At 74.9% G+C, this 22,580-nt stretch carries 19 protein-coding genes, 1 tRNA gene and 1 pseudogene; 6 read left to right on the forward strand and 15 right to left on the reverse strand.

Features of this window, described 5'->3' with window-relative positions; genetic code table 11:
- Nucleotides 1-8: 8 nt before the first annotated feature.
- The 9 genes from MNZ39_RS10350 to chrA all read right to left on the reverse strand — a co-directional run bounded on the left by MNZ39_RS10350 (nucleotide 9) and on the right by chrA (nucleotide 10,274).
- Nucleotides 9-1,376 (reverse strand): MiaB/RimO family radical SAM methylthiotransferase, encoded by a 1,368-nt coding sequence (locus MNZ39_RS10350; RefSeq protein ID WP_242338064.1) that lies wholly within the window; start codon nucleotides 1,374-1,376, stop codon nucleotides 9-11.
- Nucleotides 1,360-2,409, reverse strand: coding sequence for a tRNA 2-thiouridine(34) synthase MnmA (mnmA, locus tag MNZ39_RS10355; RefSeq protein WP_242338066.1), 1,050 nt, complete (start codon nucleotides 2,407-2,409; stop codon nucleotides 1,360-1,362). The genes MNZ39_RS10350 and mnmA overlap by 17 nt, the downstream gene beginning before the upstream one ends.
- A gap of 47 nt (nucleotides 2,410-2,456) precedes the next feature.
- The gene (locus MNZ39_RS10360) at nucleotides 2,457-3,713 is read right to left on the reverse strand and encodes a hybrid sensor histidine kinase/response regulator (protein ID WP_242338068.1); all 1,257 of its coding nucleotides are present in this window, start codon (nucleotides 3,711-3,713) and stop codon (nucleotides 2,457-2,459) included.
- 19 nt (nucleotides 3,714-3,732) lie between these two features.
- On the reverse strand, nucleotides 3,733-5,043 hold the full coding sequence (locus tag MNZ39_RS10365) for a CCA tRNA nucleotidyltransferase (RefSeq protein WP_242338070.1): 1,311 nt from the start codon (nucleotides 5,041-5,043) through the stop codon (nucleotides 3,733-3,735).
- A 2-nt stretch (nucleotides 5,044-5,045) separates the two neighbouring features.
- On the reverse strand, nucleotides 5,046-5,342 hold the full coding sequence (locus MNZ39_RS10370) for a hypothetical protein (protein ID WP_242338072.1): 297 nt from the start codon (nucleotides 5,340-5,342) through the stop codon (nucleotides 5,046-5,048).
- Nucleotides 5,343-5,609: 267 nt separating this feature from the next.
- A complete protein-coding gene (locus tag MNZ39_RS10375; RefSeq protein WP_242338074.1) occupies nucleotides 5,610-6,047 on the reverse strand; it encodes a CBS domain-containing protein in 438 nt (145 codons plus the stop codon).
- 365 nt (nucleotides 6,048-6,412) lie between these two features.
- The gene (locus tag MNZ39_RS10380) at nucleotides 6,413-8,383 is read right to left on the reverse strand and encodes a PxKF domain-containing protein (RefSeq protein ID WP_242338077.1); all 1,971 of its coding nucleotides are present in this window, start codon (nucleotides 8,381-8,383) and stop codon (nucleotides 6,413-6,415) included.
- Nucleotides 8,384-8,854: 471 nt separating this feature from the next.
- Nucleotides 8,855-8,928 (reverse strand) — tRNA-Arg (locus MNZ39_RS10385).
- 62 nt (nucleotides 8,929-8,990) lie between these two features.
- Nucleotides 8,991-10,274: a chromate efflux transporter gene (gene chrA / locus MNZ39_RS10390; protein ID WP_242338079.1), complete on the reverse strand. Its 1,284-nt coding sequence runs from the start codon at nucleotides 10,272-10,274 to the stop codon at nucleotides 8,991-8,993.
- A 145-nt stretch (nucleotides 10,275-10,419) separates the two neighbouring features.
- Between chrA and MNZ39_RS10395 the strand changes: the two genes are divergently transcribed.
- The 6 genes from MNZ39_RS10395 (at nucleotide 10,420) to gloA (ending at nucleotide 14,752) form a co-directional block, all read left to right on the forward strand.
- The gene (locus MNZ39_RS10395; RefSeq protein WP_242338081.1) at nucleotides 10,420-11,067 is read left to right on the forward strand and encodes a methyltransferase domain-containing protein; all 648 of its coding nucleotides are present in this window, start codon (nucleotides 10,420-10,422) and stop codon (nucleotides 11,065-11,067) included.
- A 17-nt stretch (nucleotides 11,068-11,084) separates the two neighbouring features.
- Nucleotides 11,085-12,437, forward strand: a complete 1,353-nt coding sequence (locus MNZ39_RS10400) for a radical SAM/SPASM domain-containing protein (protein WP_242338083.1) — start codon at nucleotides 11,085-11,087, stop codon at nucleotides 12,435-12,437.
- Between the two features lie 141 nt (nucleotides 12,438-12,578).
- Nucleotides 12,579-12,764 carry a hypothetical protein gene (locus MNZ39_RS10405; protein ID WP_242338085.1) on the forward strand — a complete coding sequence of 62 codons (186 nt, stop codon included), beginning with the start codon at nucleotides 12,579-12,581 and terminating at the stop codon, nucleotides 12,762-12,764.
- Nucleotides 12,765-12,971: 207 nt separating this feature from the next.
- Entirely contained in the window at nucleotides 12,972-13,307 is a 336-nt protein-coding gene (locus MNZ39_RS10410; protein ID WP_242338087.1) for a co-chaperone YbbN, read from the forward strand.
- A gap of 16 nt (nucleotides 13,308-13,323) precedes the next feature.
- Nucleotides 13,324-14,244 (forward strand): thioredoxin-disulfide reductase, encoded by a 921-nt coding sequence (trxB, locus tag MNZ39_RS10415; RefSeq protein WP_242338089.1) that lies wholly within the window; start codon nucleotides 13,324-13,326, stop codon nucleotides 14,242-14,244.
- A 121-nt stretch (nucleotides 14,245-14,365) separates the two neighbouring features.
- On the forward strand, nucleotides 14,366-14,752 hold the full coding sequence (gloA, locus tag MNZ39_RS10420) for a lactoylglutathione lyase (RefSeq protein ID WP_242338091.1): 387 nt from the start codon (nucleotides 14,366-14,368) through the stop codon (nucleotides 14,750-14,752).
- 51 nt (nucleotides 14,753-14,803) lie between these two features.
- On the opposite strand, the gene MNZ39_RS10425 is transcribed toward gloA, so the two are convergent.
- The 6 genes and pseudogenes from MNZ39_RS10425 to MNZ39_RS10450 form a co-directional block, all read right to left on the reverse strand.
- Nucleotides 14,804-16,996, reverse strand: coding sequence for a response regulator (locus MNZ39_RS10425; RefSeq protein ID WP_242338093.1), 2,193 nt, complete (start codon nucleotides 16,994-16,996; stop codon nucleotides 14,804-14,806).
- Nucleotides 16,993-18,060: a chemotaxis-specific protein-glutamate methyltransferase CheB gene (gene cheB / locus MNZ39_RS10430; RefSeq protein ID WP_242338095.1), complete on the reverse strand. Its 1,068-nt coding sequence runs from the start codon at nucleotides 18,058-18,060 to the stop codon at nucleotides 16,993-16,995. The genes MNZ39_RS10425 and cheB overlap by 4 nt, the downstream gene beginning before the upstream one ends.
- Complete coding sequence (locus MNZ39_RS10435) at nucleotides 18,057-20,114, reverse strand: response regulator (protein ID WP_242338126.1); 2,058 nt, start codon at nucleotides 20,112-20,114, stop codon at nucleotides 18,057-18,059. The genes cheB and MNZ39_RS10435 overlap by 4 nt, the downstream gene beginning before the upstream one ends.
- A 5-nt stretch (nucleotides 20,115-20,119) precedes the next feature.
- Nucleotides 20,120-21,589 (reverse strand): methyl-accepting chemotaxis protein, encoded by a 1,470-nt coding sequence (locus tag MNZ39_RS10440; protein ID WP_242338098.1) that lies wholly within the window; start codon nucleotides 21,587-21,589, stop codon nucleotides 20,120-20,122.
- A 1-nt stretch (nucleotide 21,590) separates the two neighbouring features.
- Nucleotides 21,591-22,109 carry a chemotaxis protein CheW gene (locus tag MNZ39_RS10445; RefSeq protein WP_242338100.1) on the reverse strand — a complete coding sequence of 173 codons (519 nt, stop codon included), beginning with the start codon at nucleotides 22,107-22,109 and terminating at the stop codon, nucleotides 21,591-21,593.
- Nucleotides 22,106-22,580: pseudogene (locus MNZ39_RS10450) on the reverse strand (chemotaxis protein CheR); the annotation flags it as partial. The gene MNZ39_RS10445 and the pseudogene MNZ39_RS10450, both read right to left, overlap by 4 nt.

Here is a 22,580-nt window from a genome sequence, read left to right on the forward strand (position 1 = left end):
GCGGGGCGTCACGAAGAGCGCGGAGGTGGGTCCGTCCGGACGCCCCCGCAGACCTCCCCGTCGTCGCCGCGGACCCGGACGCGGACGAGGGCGCCGCGCGCGTCGCCTGCCGCCGGATCGGCCGCCCACCGCACCGTCGCGTACTCGCGCGAGGTGCCCCGCGCGACGCCGTCCTCCACCCGCTCGACCACGACCTCCAGCTCCCGGCCGCGCAGGCCGCCGAGGAAGGCCCGCCACCGGCGGTCGGACAGGGCGATGAGCTCCCGCGCGCGGGCCCGAGCGACCGCCGCGGGCGCTGCGCCGGGGAGCGCCGCGGCGTCCGTGCCGGGCCGCGGCGAGAACGGGAAGACGTGGAGATACGCGAGCGGGAGCGCCTCGACGAGCGCGACGGTGGCGCGGTGGTCCGCGTCGGTCTCGCCGGGGAAGCCGGTGAGGACGTCGGCGCCGAGGCACGCGCCGGGGAGGCGCGCGGCCGCCTCGAGCACGGCGCGGCGGTAGCCGTCTGCGCGGTACGGCCGGCGCATGGCGGCGAGGACGCGATCCGAGCCGCTCTGGAGCGGCAGGTGAAGGTGCGCGCACAGTGAAGGAGTCACCTCGGGGTCGGCGAGGAGCTCCTGCGGGACCTCCAGCGGCTCGATCGAGGAGAGGCGGAGCCGCGCCGCGAGCCCACCGTGGACGGCCGCGCGGACGAGCTCCGCGAGCGAGGAGCGCGGGGAGAGATCGCGGCCGTACGCGCCGAGGTGGACGCCGGTGAGGACGAGCTCGGGGTTGCGCGCGCCGACGAGCGCCAGCCGGCGGAGCGCCTCGTCGAGCGGGAGGGAGCGCGAGCCGCCGCGCGCGAGCGGCACGACGCAGTAGCTGCAGCGCGCGTCGCAGCCGTCCTGGATCTTGACGAACGGGCGGGTGTGACGGGCGCGGACGAGCGGCGCGTTCCCCCACTCCGCCGCGAGGGCCGCGGCGGCCTCCCCCACCCGCTCGCCGGGCGCCCCCGGCGCGACGGCGCCCGGGCCGCGCGCGACCAGCCGGGCGACCGTGCCCGCGACCTCCGCCTGCGAGCGCGCCCCGATCACCGCCGCGACCCCGGGCAGCGCGGCGAGCACCTCGGGACGGACCTGCGCGTAGCACCCCGCGGCGACGATGGCCGCCCCCGGGTGATCGCGCGCGGCCCGGCGGATCGCCTGACGGGCGGCCGCGTCGGCGTCGGCCGTGATGGTGCAGGTGTTCACCACGACCACGTCGGCGCGCTCGCCGGCGCGCGCGACCGAGAGGCCGTCCCCGAGCGCGCTCGCGAGGGCGTCCGCGTCGGCCCGGCTCACGCGGCAGCCGAGCGCGATGATCGCCACCCGCGGGCGGAGCGGCTCAGACGATGCGTCCACCGCCGAGCACCTCGTCGCCGCCGTAGAAGACCGCCGCCTGGCCCGGCGCGACCCCGCGGACGGGCCGCGCGAGCCGGACCTCCGCCCCGCCGCCCGACGGCGTCACCGTCCCGAGCTCGCCCTCGTGGCGGTGGCGGATCTTCACGCGCGCGGAGAGCGCGCCCGGCGGCGGCGCGCCCGCGACCCAGCGCACCTCCGCGACCTCGAAGCGATCGCGAGACGCCTCCTCGGAGCTGCCCACCACGACCCGCGCGGCCTCCGGCTCGAGGCGCACGACGTAGCGCGGCGCGGGGCCGGCGATCCCGAGCCCGCGCCGCTGGCCGACCGTGAAGCGGTGCACGCCGTCGTGCCGCCCGAGCACCTCGCCCGCGGTGGAGACGATCTCCCCCGCCCGCACCTCCCCAGGCGCGCGGAGCGCGACGAAGTCGCCGGCGTCGCCCTGCGTCACGAAGCAGATCTCCTGCGACTCCGCCTTCCCGGCGTTGGGGAGCCCCGCCCGCGCCGCGGCGGCGCGGACGTCGCGCTTCGCGAGGTCGCCGACCGGGAAGAGCACGTCGCGCAGCGCGTCCTGGCCGAGGCCGTAGAGGAAGTAGGTCTGGTCCTTCGCCGGATCGCCCGCGGTGCAGAGCGCGAGGCGGCCGCCGCGCCGCTCGACGCGCGCGTAGTGGCCGGTGGCGAGCTTCGCGCCGAGGGCGCGCGCGCGGGCGAGCAGCCAGTCGAACTTCACGTCCGAGTTGCACGCCACGCACGGGTTCGGGGTGCGGCCCTCGACGTAGTCGCGCACGAAGGGATCGATGACCCGCTCGCGGAAGCGCGCCTCCACGTTGGCGACGTAGAACGGGATGCCGAGCCGGCGGGCCGCGGCCCGCGCGTCCTCCAGATCGTCGGGGGCGCAGCAGGACCGGCCGCGCCGGGCGTCCGAGTAGTCGGCGACGCGCATGGACACGCCGATGACCTCGTGCCCCTCGGCGACGAGGAGCGCGGCGGCGGTGGAGGAGTCGACTCCCCCGGAGAGGGCGACGAGGACGCGCATCGGTCGAGAGGCCTCGGCGGGCGGTGTACCCGCCTCCGGCCGCCGGATCAAGCGAGGGTGGCGGCGGGCGTGGTGCTGCCGGTCGCGGGCCGATCGGCCGGCCGCACCGGGATCTCGAGCACGAACTTCGAGCCGGTGAACTGCCGCGTGAGGGAGCCGGGCTGGGTGCGCGGCGGACTCTCCACCCAGACGCGCCCGCCGTGCGCCTCGGCGATGCGGCGGGCCACCGGCAGGCCGAGGCCCGAGCCCGGCGCGCGCGCGTCGTCCCGCCCGCGCGCGTGCGCGTGGTGGAGCGGCTCGAAGATCCGCTCCTGCTCGCCGCCGCGGATGCCCGGCCCCTGGTCGTACACGGTGTAGCGAACCTTGCCTGGGGGGCGCGTGACCTCTACCAGCACCTCGCCGCCGTGGGGCGAGAACTTCACCGCGTTCGACACGAGGTTCGCCACGGCCTGGCGGAGCTTGCGCGGATCGGCGATCACCACCCCGCCTCCGCCGTGCGCGACCACGACGTGCAGCCGCGCGTCGCGGATCATCGAGCGCTGCTCCGCGACGGCGTCGTCGGCGAGCTGGTCCGGATCCACCGGTCCCTCGAGGACGGGTGCCTGGCCGGCCTCCAGGCTCGCGAAGTCGGAGAGGTTGTCGACGATGCGGGTGAGGCGGGTCACCGACTGGATCATCGAGTCGACGATCCGGCGCTGCTGCGGCGACATGGGCCCGAGCTTCTCGGACGAGAGGATGCGCAGGTAGCCGGCGAGCGGCGTGAGGGGGGTCGAGAGCTCGTGGGCGAGGTTGTGCATGAACGCGCTCTTCAGCGCGTCCGCCTCGACGAGCCGGGCGTTCGCCCGCCGGGAGCCGCTGACGGCGGACTCGAGGTGCGAGGCCATGAGGCCGGACAGCGCGCGCAGCCGCTCTCGCTCGCCCTCCGCGGGGAGCCGCTCGCGCTTGCCCGCGAGGAACTCGCGGACCTCCTCGGAGAGCGTCCCGTCGAGGCGGTCGCGCTCGAGGAAGCCGTCCGCGCCCGCCGCGAGCGCGACGTCGTGATCGTCGCGCGACTCGCCCACCGCGACGATGGGGACCTCCTCGAGCGCCTTCTCGCGCTTGAGGCGCGCGGCGAGCTCGAACCCCTCGAGGTCCGGCAGGTGGACGTCGGCGAGGATGAGGTCGGGCCGGGACGTGAGGGCGCGCTCGATGCCCTCGAGCCCGGAGGCGCTCGTGTCGACGGCGTAACCGTCCTGCTCCAGGCGGGACTTCACCCGCGCCCGGACGTCGGCGTCTCCCTCGATGCACAGCACGCGGCGCGGCATGTCGTTCGCCCCGCCTGCATTATAAGCTTCGGCCTTCCGCGTCCCACCATCGACGGAGCGCGACGGTGAGCCGCTCCTCGTCGTTCTCCTCGGGGTGCTCGAGCACCCTTTCGAGCAGGTGACGGAGCGCCTCGCCGACGTGCGGTCCCGGAGCGGCGCCCAGGATCCGCATCACCGCGCGCCCGTCGAGCGCGAGCTCCTGCGGCGTGAGCGGATCCCCGGCGCGCCGGATGTGGGCGATCGTCTCGGTGAGCGCCTCGAGCTCCCGCTGCGCAGGCTCCGCCTCGTCGGGGGCGAGCGCTGCGGCCTCGGCGCGGGCGAGGTCGAGGAGGGGCGCGGCGCGCGCGGGCCCTGCCGCGGCGAGCCAGCGCCTGACCTCCGCGGCCGCCGCCGGGAGCGCGTGCCCCCGCCCTGCGAGCCGGCAAGCGTGCGCGCGCACGAGCGCCGCCGTGTCGTCTGAGATCCGCCGCGACAGGCGCAGGTGCAGGAGCGTGCGTCCGACGTCGCCGGCCGGCAGCGTGTGCAGGAGCGCGGCGAGCCGGAGCGCCGGCTCGGCGGGCGTCGCGGCGAGGACCGCGACCGCGTGGCTCACCTCCGGGGCCGGGCGGGCGGCGAGCGCCGGGAGGACCGTCTCGAGGAGGCCGGTGGTGCGCATGAGCTCGACCGCCCGGGCCGCGTCGGGCGCGACGACGAGCCGCGTGAGCTCGTCGGCGATGCGCTCCAGGGAGACCTTGCGGACGACGGGCAGCGCGCCGGGGATGGCGGCCTGGGTCGCGGGGTCGAGCTCGTAGCCGAGCTGGGCGGCGAAGCGGACCGCCCGCATCGGGCGCAGGCCGTCCTCGCCGAAGCGGGCGACCGGATCCCCGACCGCGCGGACGAGCCGCCGCCGGAGGTCGGCCTCGCCGCCGAACGGATCGCGCAGCTCGCCGGCGAGCGGGTCGAAGGCGAGGGCGTTCATGGTGAAGTCGCGGCGCGCGAGGTCGGCCTCGAGGTCCTCGTGGAAGGTCACCGACTCGGGCCGGCGGCCGTCCGTGTACGCGCCCTCGCCGCGGAAGGTCGTCACCTCGATCGGCTCGCCGCCCACGAGCACGGTCACCGTGCCGTGCTCGATGCCGGTCGGGATGACCTTGGGGAAGAGCGCCGCGACCTCGTCCGGCCGCGCGGGGGTCGCGACGTCGAAGTCGTTCGCGTCGCGGCCGTGATGGAGGAGGAGATCCCTGACCGCGCCGCCGACGAGCCACGACCGGTGTCCCGCCGCGCCGAGCCGGCGGAGGACGTGGAGGACGGGCTCCGGGAACGTCGCGCGCGCGAGGGCGTCCGGGAGCGGCATCGTCAGTGCGTCAGGCCGCGCTCCTGCTCCGCGCGGTCCAGGAGCCGGAAGTAGAGCCGGATGAGGGCGAGCCGCGCGTCGGGCGCGAGCCCCTCGACCGCGAGGCGGGCGACCTCCAGCGGATCGCGGCAGATCGAGAGGAGAACCTCGCCGACCTCGTCGGCGTCCTCGCGGGCGACCGCGCGATCCGCGACGGCGAACGCCTCCCGGATCTGGTCCGCGTCGAACAGCAGGTGGTGGCCGCGGAGGCCTTCCTGGATGCGGAGGGACAGGTGTCCCGGCGCGAGCTTGTCGTCCATCGGCGTCCCCCTCCCCGCTGCGCCGCCACCATGCCGCCCCGCGTGGGCGCGTGCAAGCGGAGAAGCGCGGGCGCGCCCGGTGGTATCGGGCGGTTCCGCGCGGGTACGCAGGGGCTCGGCTCGCTCGCCGGGAGATTCCGCCGACGCCGGAGCGGCACACTCGCCGAACCGAGCGCCGCGTCGGGGAGCTGAGACGGCCGACCTCCCCCTCGGAGCGCGAGCCGGGCCGGCGCAGGGCGCCCCCGCCCCCGCGCCGCCGTCCGCGCGCTACGACGCGTGCGGCTGGGAGATCTCGCGCGACGCGACCTCGCGCAGCGTGCGCCCCGCGACCTCCTCGTCCTCCTCCTCGGCGATGTCCGACAGGCTGATGACGCCCTGCAACCTGCCCTCCTCGTCGCAGACCATGATGCGGGACTTGCGGTGCTCGCGCATGAGGCGCTCGGCGTCACGCAGGTCGTCGCCGATCTTGCAGCTCACGACCTCGGGGGTCATGACGTCCTCGAGCTTCGCATCCAGCAGGCGCCCCTCGGCGAGGATCCGGAGCGCGAGATCGCGATCCGTGATGGTGCCGACGGGCTCGTCCGCCTCGTTGCAGACCGGCACGAAGCCGATGTTCTCCTCCTTCATGAGGCGCGCGCAGTCACGCGCCGTGTCGTCAGGCCGGCAGCACATCGCCGACTTCATCACCGTCTCCACCCTGGCCATCGGATCCTCCTCGCCCTCGCTCCTCGGGCGCTTCACGACTGTCTCCCGCACGGGACGTTGCGGCGTGCGCGCCGGCCCTGCAACGTGCCGGCGCGAGTGAGCGCGCGGTGGGGCGCGCGTCCTCCGCACGTCCGGCAGCGCGCCGGCCGGCGGCCGTCTGCCGGGCTCATCCGCCGCCGTCCGGGACACCGCGCCGGGCGAGCTGGCGGCGGCACGGAGCCAGGGCGCTCCCGGGAGCGCGGGAGGGTCCTGCGGCTCGCCCTCGAGCAACCTGCCCAGCGCGTCGAGATCGGGCGGCTTCGCCAGGTGCGCACGTCCAGAAGCGCCCGCGCCGGCAGCGCGGGCGCCGGACGGAGGGCCGCGGCTCACCTCAGCTTGAAGTTCGCGCTCCGCGTCGAGCCGTCCGCGAGGACGAGGTCGAGACGCCAGCAGGTGCCGGGCAGCTTCGGCGTCTGCCAGTTCAGCACGTACTGCGCCGCGGTGAAGTCGTAGCGGAGCGCCGTGCCGCCGGTGGTCGTGAGCTCGATCTGCGACTCGAGCGAGGTGAGCGCGGCGCAGGCGATGCTCTGGACCTTCGTGCTCTTCAGGTCGACGGCCGAGAGGTCGGTGATCTCGACCCCGCCCTGCCCCTGCAGCTTCCACTTCACCGGCACCGTGGCGCCGTTCTTCACGGCGTTCACGAGCGGGAGGTCGTCCACCGGCTGGAAGAAGCCGAGGAACGCGAACTGGACGGTCACGGTGAACGTCTTCGGCGTCGCCGCGTTCCCGCGGGAATCGCTCGCGGTGCAGGACACGGTCGTCGTGCCGGGGGCGAAGGTGCTCCCGGACTGCGGCGTGCAGCTCGCCGTCACGGCGCCGTCGACGAGGTCGGTCGCGGAGGCGGCGAACGACACCGGCGCACCCTGCGCGCTCGTCGCGAGCGTCGTGAGATCGCCGGGGACTGTGACGGCGGGCGGGGTCGTGTCCCGGACCGTCACCGTGAACGTCTTCGGGCCGCTCCCGTTGCCGTGCGCGTCGGTCGCCGTGCAGGAGACCGTGGTCGTCCCGAGCGCGAACGTGCTGCCGGAGGCGGGCGTGCACACGGGCGTCACGGCGCCGTCGACGAGATCCGACGCGGAGGCGCCGAACGTCACCGCGGCGCCCGCGGCGCTCGTCGCCTCCTCCGTGAGGCTCGCCGGGACGGTCACGTCCGGCGGCGTCGTGTCGACGATCGACGCGGTGAAGCTCGCTCCCGTCCTGTTCCCTGCCTTGTCCGACGCCGCGCACTGCACGACGCTATCCCCGAGCGGGAACGTCGTGCCGGATTGCGGGACGCACACGGCCGGCACCTCACCGTCGAAGGCGTCGTCGCCTTTGATCGAGAAGACGACGGTCGCCCCGGAGGCCGAGGTGGCCTCACGCGTGATGTTCGGCGGGTTCAGCACCGGCGCGGTCACGTCCTTCACGACGACCTCGCAGCTGTCGGTGCTGAACAGGCTGCCGTTGTCGGTGACCTTCAGCTCGAACGTCATCGTGTCGCCATGGCCCACCGTGAGCCGGGGCGCATCGAAGGCGAGCGCGGGGTACGACAGCGCCTCCGCCGCGAGGTTCGCGTCCGGGCCGCCCGAGGTCTGGCGCCAGGCGTACGAGGCGATGCCGTCGTCGGGATCCGTGGAGGGCTTCGAGGGAGATGCGCCGTCCAGCAGGATCGAGGCGCCCTCGTTCACGGGGGACGTGCACACGGCGTTCGCGACCGGCGGGTCGTTCACCCACTTGACCGTGACGACCACCTCCGCCGAGCTCGAGAGCGAGCCGTCGGAGACCGTGAGCCGGTACGTGAAGCTGGCGCCGCCGGGGTAAGGCACCGGGGGCGCCGCGAGCTCGACCGCCGCCGTCGTCCCGACCTGCTCGACGCTCCCCGCGACGACCCGCTCCCAGCGGTAGGTCAGCGGATCACCGTCGGGATCGCTCGAGCCGCGGCCGTCGAGGAGGAACAGGTCACCTTCGTTCACGGACGACGGGGCGCTCGCCGCGGCGAGCGGCGGGCTGTTGACGTCCGTGATGGTGACCGTCGTCGTCGCGGTCTGGGTCTGGAGCGGGTCGCAGCCCCTCACGGTCACGGTGAAGTGGAGGGTGGTGCCCGCCGCCCGGACGTTGGGAGCGGTGAAGGTCGGCTTCGCGGCGCCGGGATCGCTCAGGACGACGGCGTATGCGTCATTCGCGTCCTGAGCCCACGAGTACGCGACCGCCTTCGGCTGTGACGGCTCCGCGTTGAGCGTGACCGTCGTCGGAACGAACGTTCCACCCGAGATCGCCCCCTCCGTCACGGACTGATCGCCGGACGTCCTGGCAGTCACCTCGCATCGGGGCGCGCCGGCTCCTAGCGCAGGAGCCGCCGCGAGCGCGCCGATCAGTGCCGAAGCGAGCCAGAGAACCCTTCGAGAACAGAGCTGCATTGGGACCCCCACCGAGACGAGCCAATCGATTCGTGCGTGCGGGCAGGCGCCCACCTCTTCGAGTCCAGGGCGACCGTATGGACGCACGCCAGTGGGGGAGAGGCTTGCACCGAGAGCACATGGAACCAAGTCACCTACACGCGGGGTGCCTGGCGGGGGCGTAAACGCCGCGCCGGCTACCTGGCGCGCCGGCTACCGGGCGACCTCCGGAAGGGGCGCTCTTAACGGACAGTGCGGGCGGGGGTCATGCCCCCGCGACCATCGCCCAGGGGTGAACCGTGAGAGCAACTACTGCGCTGTCACTTTGGCTCGTCGTCGCTGGATCGTCCGCAGTCGCGAGCTCGCGTTGCGAGAAAACCCGTACGAGAGAAGTGGCCCCGGCGGGACTCGAACCCACGGCCTACGGTTTAGGAAACCGCCGCTCTATCCAGCTGAGCTACGGGGCCATCGACTACGGGTCGGCGGATATAGCACAGGGGAGGCCGGAACGCCCACGCGCACGTGCCCCTCACACCCCCGCCAGCGTCAGGGCCCAGCGGACGGCCCCGGCGGTGACGAGCACGAGGACGGGGCTCATCCGGAAGCGCGACAGCGTGAGCGTGGTGGCGACGGCGATCCCGACGTCGGCGGGGCCGCGCATCGACGCGCCGAGGGTGACCGCGGCGGCGGCCATGAGCCCCACGACCGCCGGGGTGAGGCCGCGCAGCGCGGCGCGGATCGCCCGCCGCGAGCGCATGCGCAGGAGCCAGCCCCCGAGCACGACCACGAGCGCGAAGGGCGCGGCGAAGATCCCGACCGTCGCCACGATCGCGCCGGGGAACCCGCGCGCGACGTAGCCGATGAAGGTCGCCATGAGGAGCACCGGCCCCGGGGTGAGCTTCCCGACGGCGATGGCGCTCCTGAACTGCTGCTCGGTGATCCAGCCCGCGTCCACCACCGTGGCGTGCAGGTGGGGCACGATCGCGAACCCGCCGCCGTACGCGCCGAGCCCGATGCGGAAGAAGAGCGCGCCGATCGCGACGAGGCCGCCGACGCCGGCCTGGGTGAGGAGGCCGAGGGGAGCCACCACCGCGAGCGGAGCGCCCCCGTCCGCGCCGCGCGTCTCATGCAGCGGCTCGAGCGGCTGACCCTCGTCCGGCAGCGCCACCGGCGGAGACGGCTTGCGGGGCGCCCGGCGGATGCGGGCGAGCCGCGCGCGCTTCAGCATGAGGTCGATGACGAGCCCGGAGGCGATCCCGAGCGCCGCGATCTCGCCGGAGGCCGCCCCGCCGGCGATGCTGAGCAGGAGCGCCACCGCCGCGACGCCCATCTGCCAGGGCCGTCCGATCGACGTCCGGACCATGCGCAGCGCGAGCGCCGCCACGATGCCCACCACGGCCGCGTTGAGGCCCGAGAGGACCACCTCCGCGCGCGGCTGCACGCCGAACCGGACGTAGGCCCACGCGAGGGCGAGCGTGAGGAGCGCCCCCGGCAGCACGAAGCCGACGTACGCCGCGAGCGCCCCGCTCATCCCGCGCAGCCGGAGGCCGACGTGCGCGAGCGCGTTCGCGGCGGCGCCGCCCGGGAGCATCTGCGACACGGTGGTGGTGTTGGCGAACTCCCGCTCCGTCAGCCAGCGGCGGCGATCGACCGCGAGGTGCCCGATCATCCCGAGCACGCTCACCCCGCCGCCGAACCCGATCGTGCCGAGCCACAGCGAGGCGCGGGCGAGCTCCCAGTGGGTGGGGATCGCGCGGGTGGCGGTCGCGGTCCGCTCGCCGCCTCGATGGCCCTCGGTCCTCGCCCTCAGCATCGTCAGGTGTCCGAACGCTGAAACCGGGCGGCGCCGTCCCCTCGTGGTGGCCGCCCTCGACCCGCGTGTGCATACCAGGGTCCTCGTCCCGTCGCCACGAACCTCCGCGCTTCCCGCTGGCTCTCCCGGGAGCGAGACTCCCGACATGCCCCTCCCCGGCGACGCCCCCTCGCACCTCGACCGCGCGCTCGAGGCCCGGTACTCCCCCCTCGCCAGCACGGCGGGCTCGCTCTCCTGCGGGAGCGTGCTCGAGCACGCCGCGCCCGGCGCGGGCGAGACGCTCGTGGATCTCGGCTGCGGCCGCGGGCGCGAGCTCCTGCGCGCGGCCGCGGCCGTGGGCCCCGGCGGGCGCGCGATCGGCGTCGACGCGAACGCGGCGATGATCGCGGCGGCGCGCGAGCTCGCGGGAGGCCTCGCGCAGGTGCGGCTCGTGCGCGCGGACCTCGCCGCCGTGACGCTGCCGGACGGCGAGGCCGACGTCGTCGTCTCGAACTGCGCCATCAACCACGCGCCGGACAAGGCCGCCGTGTACCGGGAGGTGCACCGCCTGCTCCGCTCCGGCGGGCGCTTCGTCGTCTCCGACGTCGTCTCGGAGACCGCCCTCCCCGACTCCGTGCGCAACGACCCGGCCGCCTGGGCCGCATGCTACGGGGGCGCCATCCCGGAGGCGGACTACCTCGCCGCCATCGCCGCGGCCGGCCTCGCCGAGGTGAGCGTGCTGCGCCGCACGGCGCCCTACGAGAAGGGCGGCGTGCGCGTCCTCTCGATCACCGTGAAGGGCCGGCGCCCTTAGCGCCGGAGAAGGCCTCGATGCGCCTCTCGCGCTCCACCCTCGTCGCGCCCATCCCCGGCTCCGTCCAGGTGCTCCTGGTGCAGCCGCTCACCGGCCAGGCCGCGCTCGTCGCCGCCGAGGACGCCGCCGCCCTCCGCGCGCTGGATCGGGGCGGGCCGCTCCCCGCGTCGCTGCCCGAGGAGACGCTCCGCGCCGCGGCCTTCGTGGTCGAGTCCGACGACGACGACCGCGCGCTCCTCGCGCGCGCGCGCGCCGACTTCGAGAAGGAGGCCGCGCGGGCGCCGACGCAGCTCATCGTGGTCCCGAGCTTCGGCTGCAACCTCGCGTGCACCTACTGCTACCAGGAGGTCTTCGACCCCTCCGCGGCGACGCTCATGCGGCCGGAGGCGGTCGAGGCGTTCTTCGCCTACGTGGACGCGAACCACGCCGCCGAGACGCCGCGGCCCTACGTGACGCTCTTCGGCGGCGAGCCGCTGCGTGACACGCCCGCGCACCACGAGCGGATCGGACACTTCCTCCGCAGCGCGGGGGAGCGGGGCCTCTCGCTCGCGTTCGTCACGAACGGCCACGATCTCGAGGCCTTCCTCCCCGCGCTCGCCGCGGGCCCGGTCAAGGAGGTGCAGGTCACGCTCGACGGCCCGCGAAAGGTCCATGACGCGCGGCGGCCACACGCGAGCGGGCGAGGCACCTTCGACCGGATCGTGGCGGGCATCGACGCGCTCGTCCGCGCCCGGATCCCCGTGAACCTGCGCGTGGTCGCAGATCGCCAGAACCTGCCCGCGCTCCCGGAGCTCGCCGAGCTCGCGGACGCGAAGGGCTGGCTCGAGCTGCCGGCCTCGCGCTTCAAGACGCAGGTGGGCCGGAACTACGAGCTGTTCGGCTGCGCCTCGCGCCAGCGCCGCGAGGACCTCTTCGATCGCGTCGAGCTCTGGGCCCACTACCTCGAGCTCGCCGAGGCGCACCCGGTGCTCCGCCGCTTCCACCGACCGCGGTTCCACGGCATCGGCCACCTCTCCGACACGGGCGAGCTGCCGGCGCCGAACTTCGACGCCTGCCCGGCGGCGAAGAAGGAGTGGGCCTTCGGCCCCGACGGGAGCCTGTACGGCTGCACGGCGACCGTCGGCCACCCGGCCCACATGCTCGGCCGCTACTACCCGGTCGTCTCGCGGGACGAGGCCGCGATCGCGCGCTGGCGGTCGCGCAGCACGCTCACGATCCCGGGCTGCGCGGGGTGCGCCTCCGCGCCGGTCTGCGGCGGTGGCTGCGGCGCCATCGCGTGGGATCGGGAGGGGACGCCGCTCGCGCCCGACTGCCGCCCCGTCGTCGAGCTCTACGGGCTGGGCGCGCGGTACTACGGCCTCGATACCTGACCGGGCGGGATGCGGACCGTCCCGGGTCACATCCCGGGGGGCGCCACCCCGCCTGCGACCGCATGTCGCGAACCCCGCGTGCCCTCAGCGGCTCGTACTCAACGGCGTGAGGATCCGACGCACCCGTTCCTGGAGGCGCACATGGTCCCCGCGGCAACGCAGACGGTCCTGCAGCTCTCCCCTAAGGAGCTGCGGATCATGGTCCAGTCGCTCGTGAACTGCCTCGCGACTTGCCAGACACACAAGGTGAAGCCGGACGCACCGTGTGAGGACTGCGACGCCGCTCGCGCCCTGAAGGAGAAGATCGAGTCCCACCTCGCACCCTGAAGGAGAGCGCGATGAAGCTGCTCACCACGCTCAAGAAGCCCACCTGCTGCGCGCCGGAGAAGGTCGCGCAGTGCTGCGCCAAGGCATCCCCGCTCGTCTCGGGCTGCCACGACTGAAGCACCGCGGGGTCCGCCCCGCTCCTTTTCCCACCCTCACCTCCCCCGGCCTCCGGATCCTCCGGACGGGAGAGGTCTGCCTGGAGGTCCGATGGCCGCATCCGTCGAGGAGATCAACGCCGCGCAGTACGAGGAGCGCGTGCTCGGGGCAGAGACCCCGGTCGTGCTCGACTTCTTCTCCACCGAGTGCCCGCCCTGCGAGGCGCTCGCGCCCAAGTTCGAGGCGGTCGCCGAGCAGTTCGCGGGCAGGGCGCGGTTCCTCAAGGTCTTCCGGCAGGGCAACCGCGAGCTCGCGACGCAGCTCGGGGTCACCGGCAGCCCGACCCTCGTCTTCTTCAAGGGCGGGCGCGAGGTGGGGGCGCGCATGACCGGCGAGGACATCAAGCGGTCCGCGCTGAAGTCCGCCGTCGAGGCGCTGCTCACCTGAGCGGGAGCTCCTGGCCATGAACGAGCGCTACGACGTCGTCGTCATCGGGGCTGGACCCGCCGGACTCACCGCCGCCATCTACGCGGCGCGCGCGAGGCTCAGGACGCTCGTGATCGACGAGAGCATCCCGGGCGGGCAGGTGAAGACGACCCACAAGGTGTCGAACTACCCCGGCTTCCCGGAGGACATCCACGGCTCCGAGCTCTCGCTGGCGTTCGCGAGGCAAGCCGAGCGCTTCGGCGCGAAGATCCGCCGCTCGGTCGAGATCACGGCGCACGACCTCGCGCCCTTCGTGAAGACGCTCGAGCTGGACGAGTCGGAGACGGTCGAGGCGCGCGCGGTGATCGTGACGACCGGCGCGAAGCCGCGCCCGCTCGGGGTCCCGGGAGAGGACACGTTCAAGGGCCGCGGCATCTCCTACTGCGCGACCTGCGACGGCGCCTACTTCGAGGGCAAGGACATCCACGTCATCGGCGGCGGGAACTCCGCCGTGGAGGAGGCGCTCTTCCTCACGCAGTTCGCGCGGAGCGTCACCATCGTCCACCAGTTCGAGCAGTTCCAGGCGGAGCCGGCCTCGGTGAGCGAGGCGCTCACGAACCCGAAGATCCAGGTCCTGTTCGGACACGAGCCGCGGGCGTTCCACGGCGAGACGGCGCTCGAGGCGCTCGAGGTCGAGGCGCTGCGGACCCAGGAGCGAAAGCGGCTCCCGACCGACGGCGTGTTCGTGTTCATCGGGATGGTACCGCGCACCGACCTCCTCGCGCGCTACGTCAAGCTCGCCCCGAGCGGCTACGTGAAGACGACCGACGACATGGAGACCGAGATCCCCGGCGTGTACGCCGCGGGCGACATCCGCGTGAAGCGGTTCCGGCAGATCACCACCGCGGTGGCCGACGGCACCATCGCCGCCCTGGCGGCGCAGAAGTATCTCCGCTGAGCGCCGCGGCGGGCGAGCGTGCGGCCCCTGCGAGGGCCGTACGCCGCCGTGGTCGCGTCTCCCCGGGTCCCGTGCTAATCCACGACCGCCGCGACCTCGAACCGGCGGCGAGGAGACGATCGTGCGCATCCTCCACACCATGCTCCGCGTCGGCGATCTCGAGCGCTCCATCGCGTTCTACACCGAGATCCTGGGGATGAAGCTCCTGCGCCGGCAGGACTACCCGGACGGCCGCTTCACGCTCGCGTTCGTGGGCTACGGTCCCGAGTCCGAGCACGCGGCGCTCGAGCTCACGCACAACTGGGACACGAGCTCCTACGATCTCGGCAGCGGCTACGGCCACGTCGCCCTCGAGGTGCCGGACGCCTACGCCGCGTGCGCGGAGATCAAGCGGCGCGGGGGCGTGGTCACCCGCGAGGCCGGGCCGATGAAGCACGGCACGACCGTCATCGCCTTCGTGCAGGACCCCGACGGCTACAAGGTCGAGCTCATCCAGCGCGGGACCTGAACGCCCCAGGAGACGGGTGACGAGCGTCGAGGTGGGGACGGCGCCGGTGCCTCAGCCCGCGCGCGCCGGCAGGTTCACGTAGAACGTCGTGCCCCGCCCCGCCTCGGAGGTGACCGCCACGCTCCCCCCGTGGGCGCGCACGATCTCCCTCACGATGAAGAGGCCGAGTCCCGCCCCGCCGCTCGCGGCCGTGCGGCCGCGCTCGAACGGCTCGAACATGTTGGCGAGGAGCGCGGGGTCGATGGGGGACCCCTCGTTGTGCACCGCGATGACCCTGCGGTCTCCCTCCGCGCTCCACGCGAGCGACACCGCCGCGCCCTCCTGGCTGTAGCGCACCGCGTTCGTGAGCAGGTTCGTGAGCACCTGTCCGATGCGATCCGGATCCCACTCGCCCGACCCGTCGGCGCCGGGGTGGTACGCGATCTTCCGGCCGCCGTTCGCGCTGCTCACCTCCTCGACGATGTCCCGGCAGATGGCGTCGAGATCGGTCGGCTGCGGCGCGATCGGGATCCCCCGTCCGAGCCGGGCCCTCGAGTAGTCCAGCAGGTCATTCACGAGTCGTGACATCCGCGCCGCCGCCCCGGCGGCGCGCCCGAGCACGCGCCGGTGCCGCTCGGAGAGCTGCGGGTCGCGGAGCGCGACGTCGAGGGAGACGCGCACCACCGAGATAGGCGTCCTGAGATCGTGGCCCGTGATGCCGAGGAGGTGCGCCTGCACCTCCTGCGTGCGCCGCCGCTCGGTGACGTCGCGCAGGTAGGCGGTGAGGCCGTCGCGGTGCGGGAACGCGCGGACCTCGATCCACCGCTCTCCCGGCTCGCGCGCCTCGAACGTCACCGGCACCTGGCCCTCGACCGCCCGGTCCAGCTCCGCGCGCGGCTGGCCCCGGGCGAGGAACGGGCAGCGCTCCCAGAGGACCTCGCCGGCGAGCGCGTCGCGCGGGGCCCCCACCATCTCCTCGAGCGCGTGGTTCACGTACACGAAGCGCCAGTCCCGCCCGACCGCGAAGAACGCGTCCGAGATCGTCTCCAGGATCGCCGCGCTGCGCGCGTACCCCTCGCGCGTCCGGTTCTCGTCCTCGAACTGGCTGCGGCGCAGCTGGGCGTGGACGCGCGCGCGCGCCACGAGCGGCCCGCTCGACAGCGGCACGTAGTCGTCGGCGCCGCCCGCGAGCGCGTCCACCGTGGCCTCCGGCTCCGAGCGCTCGCCGACCACGAGGAGCGGCACGTGGCGCCACCTGGCGTCGCCCCGGATGCGCAGGCACGCGGCGGCCGAGGCGTCTCCCTGCCGCGTCGCCTCCACCAGGATCGCGTCGACCCGATCCACCGCGAGGAGCGCGAGGGCCTCCTCGGACGTGGCGGCCGTCACCACGTCGTGCCCCTCGAGGCGCAGCGTCTCGGCGACGTCGCCGAGCGGGGCGGTGCTCGCCCCGAGGACGAGGATGCGCCTCGCCGTGGGCGCGCCGGCCGCGGTCTCCTCGGGGGCCGAGGTCGCGCTCCGGAGCAGCGCCTGGAGCCGCGCGAGCACGAGCTCGTTCCCGTCCTCGTCCTTGCGGACGTAGGCGTCGGCCCCGGCGTCGAGCGCGCTGAGCTCGCCCACGGAACCCGACGCGGTGAGCAGGATGCAGGGGGTCGTGCGGAGCGCCGCGTCGGCGCGGATCTCCCGGATGAACGTGGCGCCGTCCATCCCGGGCATCACGCCGTCGACGACGATGGCGCGCGGCCGCCGCTCGGCGGCGACGCGGAGCCCCTCCTCGCCGCTGCCGACGGTCACCACCTGCAGCCCCGCGCGCTCGAGCGCGTCGCGCAGCTCCTCCCGGGCCGTCACGCTGTCGTCCACGAGCAGCACCGGCCGCGCGGCGGCGCCCAGGTCGGCGCCGGCGCGGCGGCGCACGAGCTCGCGGGCGCGGGCCACGACCTGCGCCGCGTCGTACGGCTTGCCCACGTACTCGTCCGCGCCCGTCTGGAGGCCGCGCACGCGGTGCTGGACCTCCGCCTCCGTGGAGAGGAGCACGACCGGCGTCCCCGCGTGCTGCGGGGAGCCCTTGATCTCGGCGAGCAGCTCCAGGCCGTCGCCGTCGGGGAGGAGCACGTCGAGCACGGCGAGCGCGAACGGCCGGGACGCGAGGGCGCGGCGCGCGCTCGCGACGTCGGCGGCGAGGACGGGCTCGAACCCCGCGGCGGAGAAGGCCTCCTCGAGGTGCATCCTCACGGTCAGGCTGTCGTCGACGACCAGGACGGCGCTCATGGCGACCTCCTGGGCGTGCCGGCGCGCGCCGCGATCGCCGCGCCGATCTCATGGATCGGCAGGACGCGCTGCGCCGCACCGAGGAGGATGGCCTCGCGGGGCATGCCGAACACCACCGAGGTCGCCTCGTCCTGGGCGATCGTGGCCCCGCCCGCCCGCCGGATCGCGAGGAGGCCCTGCGCGCCGTCGCGCCCCATGCCGGTGAGCAGGCAGGCGAGCGCGCCCGCGCCGCCGTCGCGCGCGATCGACTCGAACAGCACGTCCACCGAGGGCTTGCAGCTGTGACGCTCGGGACCGTCGTCGAGCCTGAGGACCCCCCGCTCGACGGCGAGGTGCCGGCCCGGGGGCGCCATGAGGACCGTCGAGGGTCCGCGCTCGGCGAGGCGCTCGCCGTCGCGCGCATACCGGACGCGCAGCGGGGAGAGCCCGTCCAGCCATTCGGCGAACGCGATGCCGAAGGGCTCGTTGATGTGCACGACGAGCAGGATCGGGTGCGGGAACTCCGGCGGGAGCCGGCGGAGGATCTCCACCACCGCCGCCGGCGAGCCGGTCGAGCCGCCGATCGCGACGAGCCGCGTCGGGCCCGCCGGCTCACCCGCGAGCGGCGCCGCCGCGGCCGGCTGCGACATGGCCCCGAGCCGCGCGCGCGGGTGCGTGATCACCTTGATGCGCGAGATGAGCTTCACCGTGCCGCGGAGCCGCTCCTCCCAGACCCCGTCGGGCTCCGTCCCGAGCGGCTTGTCCAGCACGTCGATGGCGCCCGCCGCGAGGGCGTCGTAGGTGCGGAAGAGCTCTCCGCGGTTCGTCGACGCGGAGACGACGAGGATGGGCGTCGGGCAGTACGCCATGATGTACTCGGCCGCGGCGACGCCGGTCATCACGGGCATCATCATGTCGAGGGTGACGACGTCCGGCCGGAGCCGCTGGCACAGCTCGATCCCGCGCCGCCCGTCCTCGGCCTCGCCCACGACCTGGAGCTCCGGGTCCGACGACAGCACCTCGACGAGGCGCTTGCGGACGGTGAGCGAGTCCTCCACGACGAGCACGCGTATCGGCACGGTCACCCCAGGAGCTCCTCGATGGTCGCGAGCAGGCGCGCCTGATCGAACTCGCTCTTCACCACGTACGCGCTCGCCCCCGCGGCGAGGCCGCGCGCCCGGTCCTCCGGCGCCCCCCGGGACGTCACGAGGATCGCCGGGGTGGACGAGAGCCGGGGGTCCGCGCGCGTCACGCGCACGAACTCGAACCCGTCCATGCCGGGCATCTCGACGTCGACGAGGAAGAGCCCGAACCTCCGGGTGCGCGCCTTCTCGAGCGCCTCCTCGGCGGAGACGGCGAGGTCCACCTCGTGCCCCGCGGACTCGAGGATGCTCTGCTCGAGCATGCGCGTCGTGAGCGAGTCGTCGACGACCAGGATCGGCGCCCGCGGCGCGCGCGCCTCCTCCACCTGGGTGGAGCGGCCCCGCGCCGCCGCGACGAGCCCTGCCGGATCGAGGACGAGGCGCGGGTTCCCCTCGCCGTCGAGCGCCGCGCCCGCCACGGCCGGATCGAGCCGCAGGTACGCCGGCAGCGGGCGCACCACGACCTCCGCGGTGCCCACCAGGCGATCGGTCCCCAGGACGATGCGTCCCCCCGCCGCCTCGACGACCACCGCGGACCAGGCGCGGCGGGAGCCGGACGGCCGAGGGCGGCCGAGCACGCTCGCGAGCGGAACGAACGGCAGGAGCGCGCCGCCGAGGGCGACGGCCGCCCCCTCGGCCGTGTGCGCCACGCGGTCGCTCTCGAGGAACGTCGCGCTCCGGACGGCGTCGAGCGGCACCGCCGCCACCGCCCCCGAGGCCTCCACCTGCAGCGCGGTGAGGGCCGTGAGCGACTCGGGCACGACCACCTCCACCTGCGTCCCGCGCCCGCGCTCGGTGCGGATCGCGACCTCCGCGTGAAGGCGCGCGGCGACGTCGCGCACGACGTCCAGCCCCACCCCGCGCCCGGCGACGTCCGTGACGGTGGCGCTCGTCGAGAGGCCGCCTCGCAGGAGGAGCGCGGTGAGCGCCGCGTCGTCGAGCGCGGCAGAGTCGGCGGCGGAGACGAGCCCCTTGCGCGCGGCGGCGGCCCGGACCGCCTCGAGATCGACCCCGCGCCCGTCGTCCACGCAGCGGAACGCGACCCGCGTCCCGCGCCGCTCTACCTCGATCCGGACCCGGCCCGGCGCGGCCTTCCCGCGCGCGGCGCGCTCGGCCGCCGGCTCGATCCCGTGCGCCACGGCGTTGCGCACCGCGTGCAGGAGCGCCTCGCGCATCGCCGTGAGGACGTTCGCCTCCACGCGCACGCCGCCGCCCGCGAGCTCGAAGGTCACCGTGCGCTCGAGCGCGCGCGCGGCGTCCCGGGTCGCGCGCTCGAGCGGCCCCGCGATGGCCCTGGCCGGCAGGAGCCGGAGCCTGTCGGCGGCGTGCCGGACCTCTCCGAGCTCGCGCTCGGCCTGATCCGCCCGGACGTCGAGCGCGCGGTGCGCCCCATCGAGCGTCCGCGCGAGCTCGTCGACGAGCGGCCGCAGGCGCGCGGGCGGCGGGCCGCCTTCGCCGCGCCGCACCGAGAGCTGATCGGCCAGGGCCCGCGCGATCTCCTTCGCGTGATCGAGCGTCCCGAGCTGCCGCCGGAGGGTCGCGAGGTGGACGCCCGCCTCGAGCGTGGTCTCGACGACGGCGTCCACCTCGTGGAGATCGACGCGCACGGTGCGGATCGGCCCGTCCGGGCGCGCGGAGGGCGCCGCGTCCCCCGGCGCGGGCGCGGTGGGCGGCGGCGACGGCTGATCGAGCGCGGTGACCGCGGCGGACATCTCGTCCACGAGGCGCAGGAGCTCGTCCGTCCGCTCGCGAGGCACGGGCGGGTCGCCCGCGTCGCGGTGCGCGGCGAGCGCGTCCTCGGCCGCGTGCGCGCGGTCGCCGATCCCCTGGATCTGCACCACCCGCGCCGCGCCCTTGAGCGTGTGCGCGAGCCTGAGCAGCCGCGCGACCACCGCGCGGTCCTCCGGCGACCGCTCGAGCTCGAGGAGCCCGCGCGAGAGCCCGTCGAGCAGCTCGCGCGCCTCGATCCGGAAGTACTTGTAGCGATCGCGGGCCATCGCGCTCACGCGGCGTCGCGCTTCTGCACGAGCCGGGCGAGGTCGCGGGACATCGCCGCGAGCTCGGAGGCGGTCTGCAGGGACTGCCCGGAGCTCGCCTCCGCCTCGCGCGTCGCCTGCGCGACGTTCGCGATCGCCTCGTTCACCTGCTCGACCGCGGTCGCCTGCTGCTTCGTGGAGAGCTCGATCTCGCGGGCGGAGTCGGTGGTCGAGCCGACGAGGCGCGCGATCTGGGAGAACGCGGCGGCCAGCTCCGCGAACTGGCGCGCGCCCGCCTCGGCTGCCTTGGAGCCGCTCTCCGTGGCCATCACCGTCGTGTTCACCGCGGCCCGGACCTCGTCCACGAGCACGCGGATGTCCTTCGTCGAGCCGGCGACGCGGTCGGCGAGCTTGCGGATCTCCTCGGCGACCACCTGGAACCGCTTCCCCGCCTCGCCCGCGCCCGCCGCCTCGATGGTGGCGTTGATGGCGAGGATGTTGGTCTGCTCGGCGAGCTCGTTGATGATCTCGACGACGCCGCCGATGTGCTGCGACTTGCGGCCGAGGTCGAGCATGTGATCGACGATGAGCTCCACCTGGCGGCGGATGCCCCCCACCGCCTCCTGGCTGCGCTGGACCGCGTGATCCCCGGTCCGGGCGGCGGAGGCGGTGTCGGACGCGATGGACGCGACGCGCTGGGAGCTCTCCGAGATCTGCCGCGAGGTCGCGAGCAGCTCGTTGATGGTGGTCGTGATCTCGGCCATCGCGCTCGCCTGCTGCTTCGCGCCGGTCGCCTGCTGGCCCGCGGCCGCCTTGAGCTCGGCGGAGGACGTCTCCACGTGGCGGACCGCCCCGGCGATCTGGCGCGAGAGCGTGCGCCCGAGCAGGATCGCGAGCGCGGCCGCGAGGGCGACGCCGGCGACCGAGAGGACCACCACCACCCGGCTCGCGTCGGCCGCCGCCTCGGTGGACTGGCGCCGCCGCGCCTCGAGCAGCTCGCGCTGCCGGGCGATGTAGGTCTCGACCGCGGCGTTGAGCCGCTCGCGCAGGGGCCTCACGTCCCGCTCGAGCCGCGCCGCCGAGACCTCGAGCTTCTCCCGGGGAGCGTCCGCGAGGATCGCGTCCACCGCGGCCCCGTGCTCCCCCTCGACGCGGGCGACCTCGTCGAGCAGCCGGCGGAGCGCGTCGTCGTGCTCCTGCGCGAGCAGCTCGTCGAGGACGCGGCGCATCTCCCCCCGCGCCGTCCGCATCGCCTCGAGGTAGCGCGCGTCGTTCGTCATGACGTACGCCCGCGCCTCCGCCGCCTTCCTGAAGCTCATCGCGTTCAGGCGCTCGGCGCTCACGAGCCGCCGCGCCGCGAGCTCGATGACCGCGTCCTTGCTCGCCACCGTCTCGCGGAGGGAGAGGACGGCGACGCCCGCGATCGCGAGCGCGACCACGACGACGAGGGCGAACCCCAGCGCGAGCTTCTGCGAGAACGTGAGCCTTCGCTCCATGTCACTCTCCAGGTCGGTGTTCCGTGATGGCGCGCAGGACCGATGGGAGGCTCACCACCGGACGCCCCGCGCCGCCCAGCTCCGCGATCTCCGGGAGGTGGCCCAGCCCCTCCCCCGCCGCCCGCTGCAGCGCCGACGGCGGCACGAGCACGTGCCCCTCGATCGCCTCGAACGCCAGCGCGACCCGCTCCTCGCGGCCAGCGAGCAGCATCCACCGCGGCGCCTCGCCGGCGTCGGGGAGCCCGAGCAACCGGGCGAGGCTGAACACGGGCAGGACCGCCCCGCGGTGGCCGCAGACGCCGAGCACCTCGGGCCGCCGGCTCGGGACCGGCACGACGACCCTCGCCGGGAGGAGCCCGGCGCTCTCGAGCACGCGGACCGCGAGCTCGGCGCCGCCCGCGCGGAGCGCGAGCAGCGGGACCAGATCGCGCCGTGCCCCCTGGGAGGGCGCCGCGAACGCGGCGTCGAAGGCCGCCCGCAGCGCGGCGACCGTTCCCTCGAGGGTCGTCTCGTCGCTCACGCCGTCCCCCCGGATGCGCCGAGCTCGGCGCGGCACACCTCCAGCAGCCCTTCGCGCGTGAACCCGCCGCCGAGCAGGAGGATGCGCGACCCGTCCTCGCCGGCGAGCAGCACGCGGGCGCGCGCGAGCTCCCGACGCGCGAGCTCGAGATCGCCGGCGCGCTTCGCGAGGAGGCCGAGGTGGAGGCGCGGCATCGCGAACGTCGGGTCCAGGTAGAGCGCGTAGCGATCGTGGTCCGCGGCGGCGAGCGGGTCGCCCGCGTGCTCGCGGCAGAGCGCGCGGAGGTAGTGGGCCTCGGCGTTGAGCTCGTCGCGCTCGAGGATGCGCGCGCAGACGTGCTCCGCGCCCGCCAGGTCGCCGCTGCTCGTCAGGAGGACCGCGCGGAGGAGCAGCGCGTCGACGTCCTCCTCGCCGGCGGCCGGCCGCGGGCCCAGCGCGGCGAGGGCGTCGGCGAACCGCTCTCGCCGCAGG

This window comes from Anaeromyxobacter sp. SG66, from assembly GCF_022690805.1.
Lineage (GTDB): Bacteria > Myxococcota > Myxococcia > Myxococcales > Anaeromyxobacteraceae > Anaeromyxobacter > Anaeromyxobacter soli.

Excerpts from the sequence above, each read along its gene's own strand:
- MNZ39_RS10405 (WP_242338085.1), top strand. The coding sequence starts at position 12,579 with ATGGTCCCCGCGGCAACGCAGACGGTCCTGCAGCTCTCCCCTAAGGAG.
- trxB (WP_242338089.1), top strand. The coding sequence starts at position 13,324 with ATGAACGAGCGCTACGACGTCGTCGTCATCGGGGCTGGACCCGCCGGA.
- MNZ39_RS10435 (WP_242338126.1), bottom strand. The coding sequence starts at position 20,114 with ATGGCCCGCGATCGCTACAAGTACTTCCGGATCGAGGCGCGCGAGCTG.
- MNZ39_RS10365 (WP_242338070.1), bottom strand. The coding sequence starts at position 5,043 with ATGCCGCTCCCGGACGCCCTCGCGCGCGCGACGTTCCCGGAGCCCGTC.
- MNZ39_RS10410 (WP_242338087.1), top strand. The coding sequence starts at position 12,972 with ATGGCCGCATCCGTCGAGGAGATCAACGCCGCGCAGTACGAGGAGCGC.
- chrA (WP_242338079.1), bottom strand. The coding sequence starts at position 10,274 with ATGCTGAGGGCGAGGACCGAGGGCCATCGAGGCGGCGAGCGGACCGCG.
- MNZ39_RS10395 (WP_242338081.1), top strand. The coding sequence starts at position 10,420 with ATGCCCCTCCCCGGCGACGCCCCCTCGCACCTCGACCGCGCGCTCGAG.
- MNZ39_RS10370 (WP_242338072.1), bottom strand. The coding sequence starts at position 5,342 with ATGGACGACAAGCTCGCGCCGGGACACCTGTCCCTCCGCATCCAGGAA.
- MNZ39_RS10440 (WP_242338098.1), bottom strand. The coding sequence starts at position 21,589 with ATGGAGCGAAGGCTCACGTTCTCGCAGAAGCTCGCGCTGGGGTTCGCC.
- MNZ39_RS10400 (WP_242338083.1), top strand. The coding sequence starts at position 11,085 with ATGCGCCTCTCGCGCTCCACCCTCGTCGCGCCCATCCCCGGCTCCGTC.
- MNZ39_RS10375 (WP_242338074.1), bottom strand. The coding sequence starts at position 6,047 with ATGGCCAGGGTGGAGACGGTGATGAAGTCGGCGATGTGCTGCCGGCCT.
- MNZ39_RS10360 (WP_242338068.1), bottom strand. The coding sequence starts at position 3,713 with ATGCCGCGCCGCGTGCTGTGCATCGAGGGAGACGCCGACGTCCGGGCG.
- MNZ39_RS10425 (WP_242338093.1), bottom strand. The coding sequence starts at position 16,996 with ATGAGCGCCGTCCTGGTCGTCGACGACAGCCTGACCGTGAGGATGCAC.
- mnmA (WP_242338066.1), bottom strand. The coding sequence starts at position 2,409 with ATGCGCGTCCTCGTCGCCCTCTCCGGGGGAGTCGACTCCTCCACCGCC.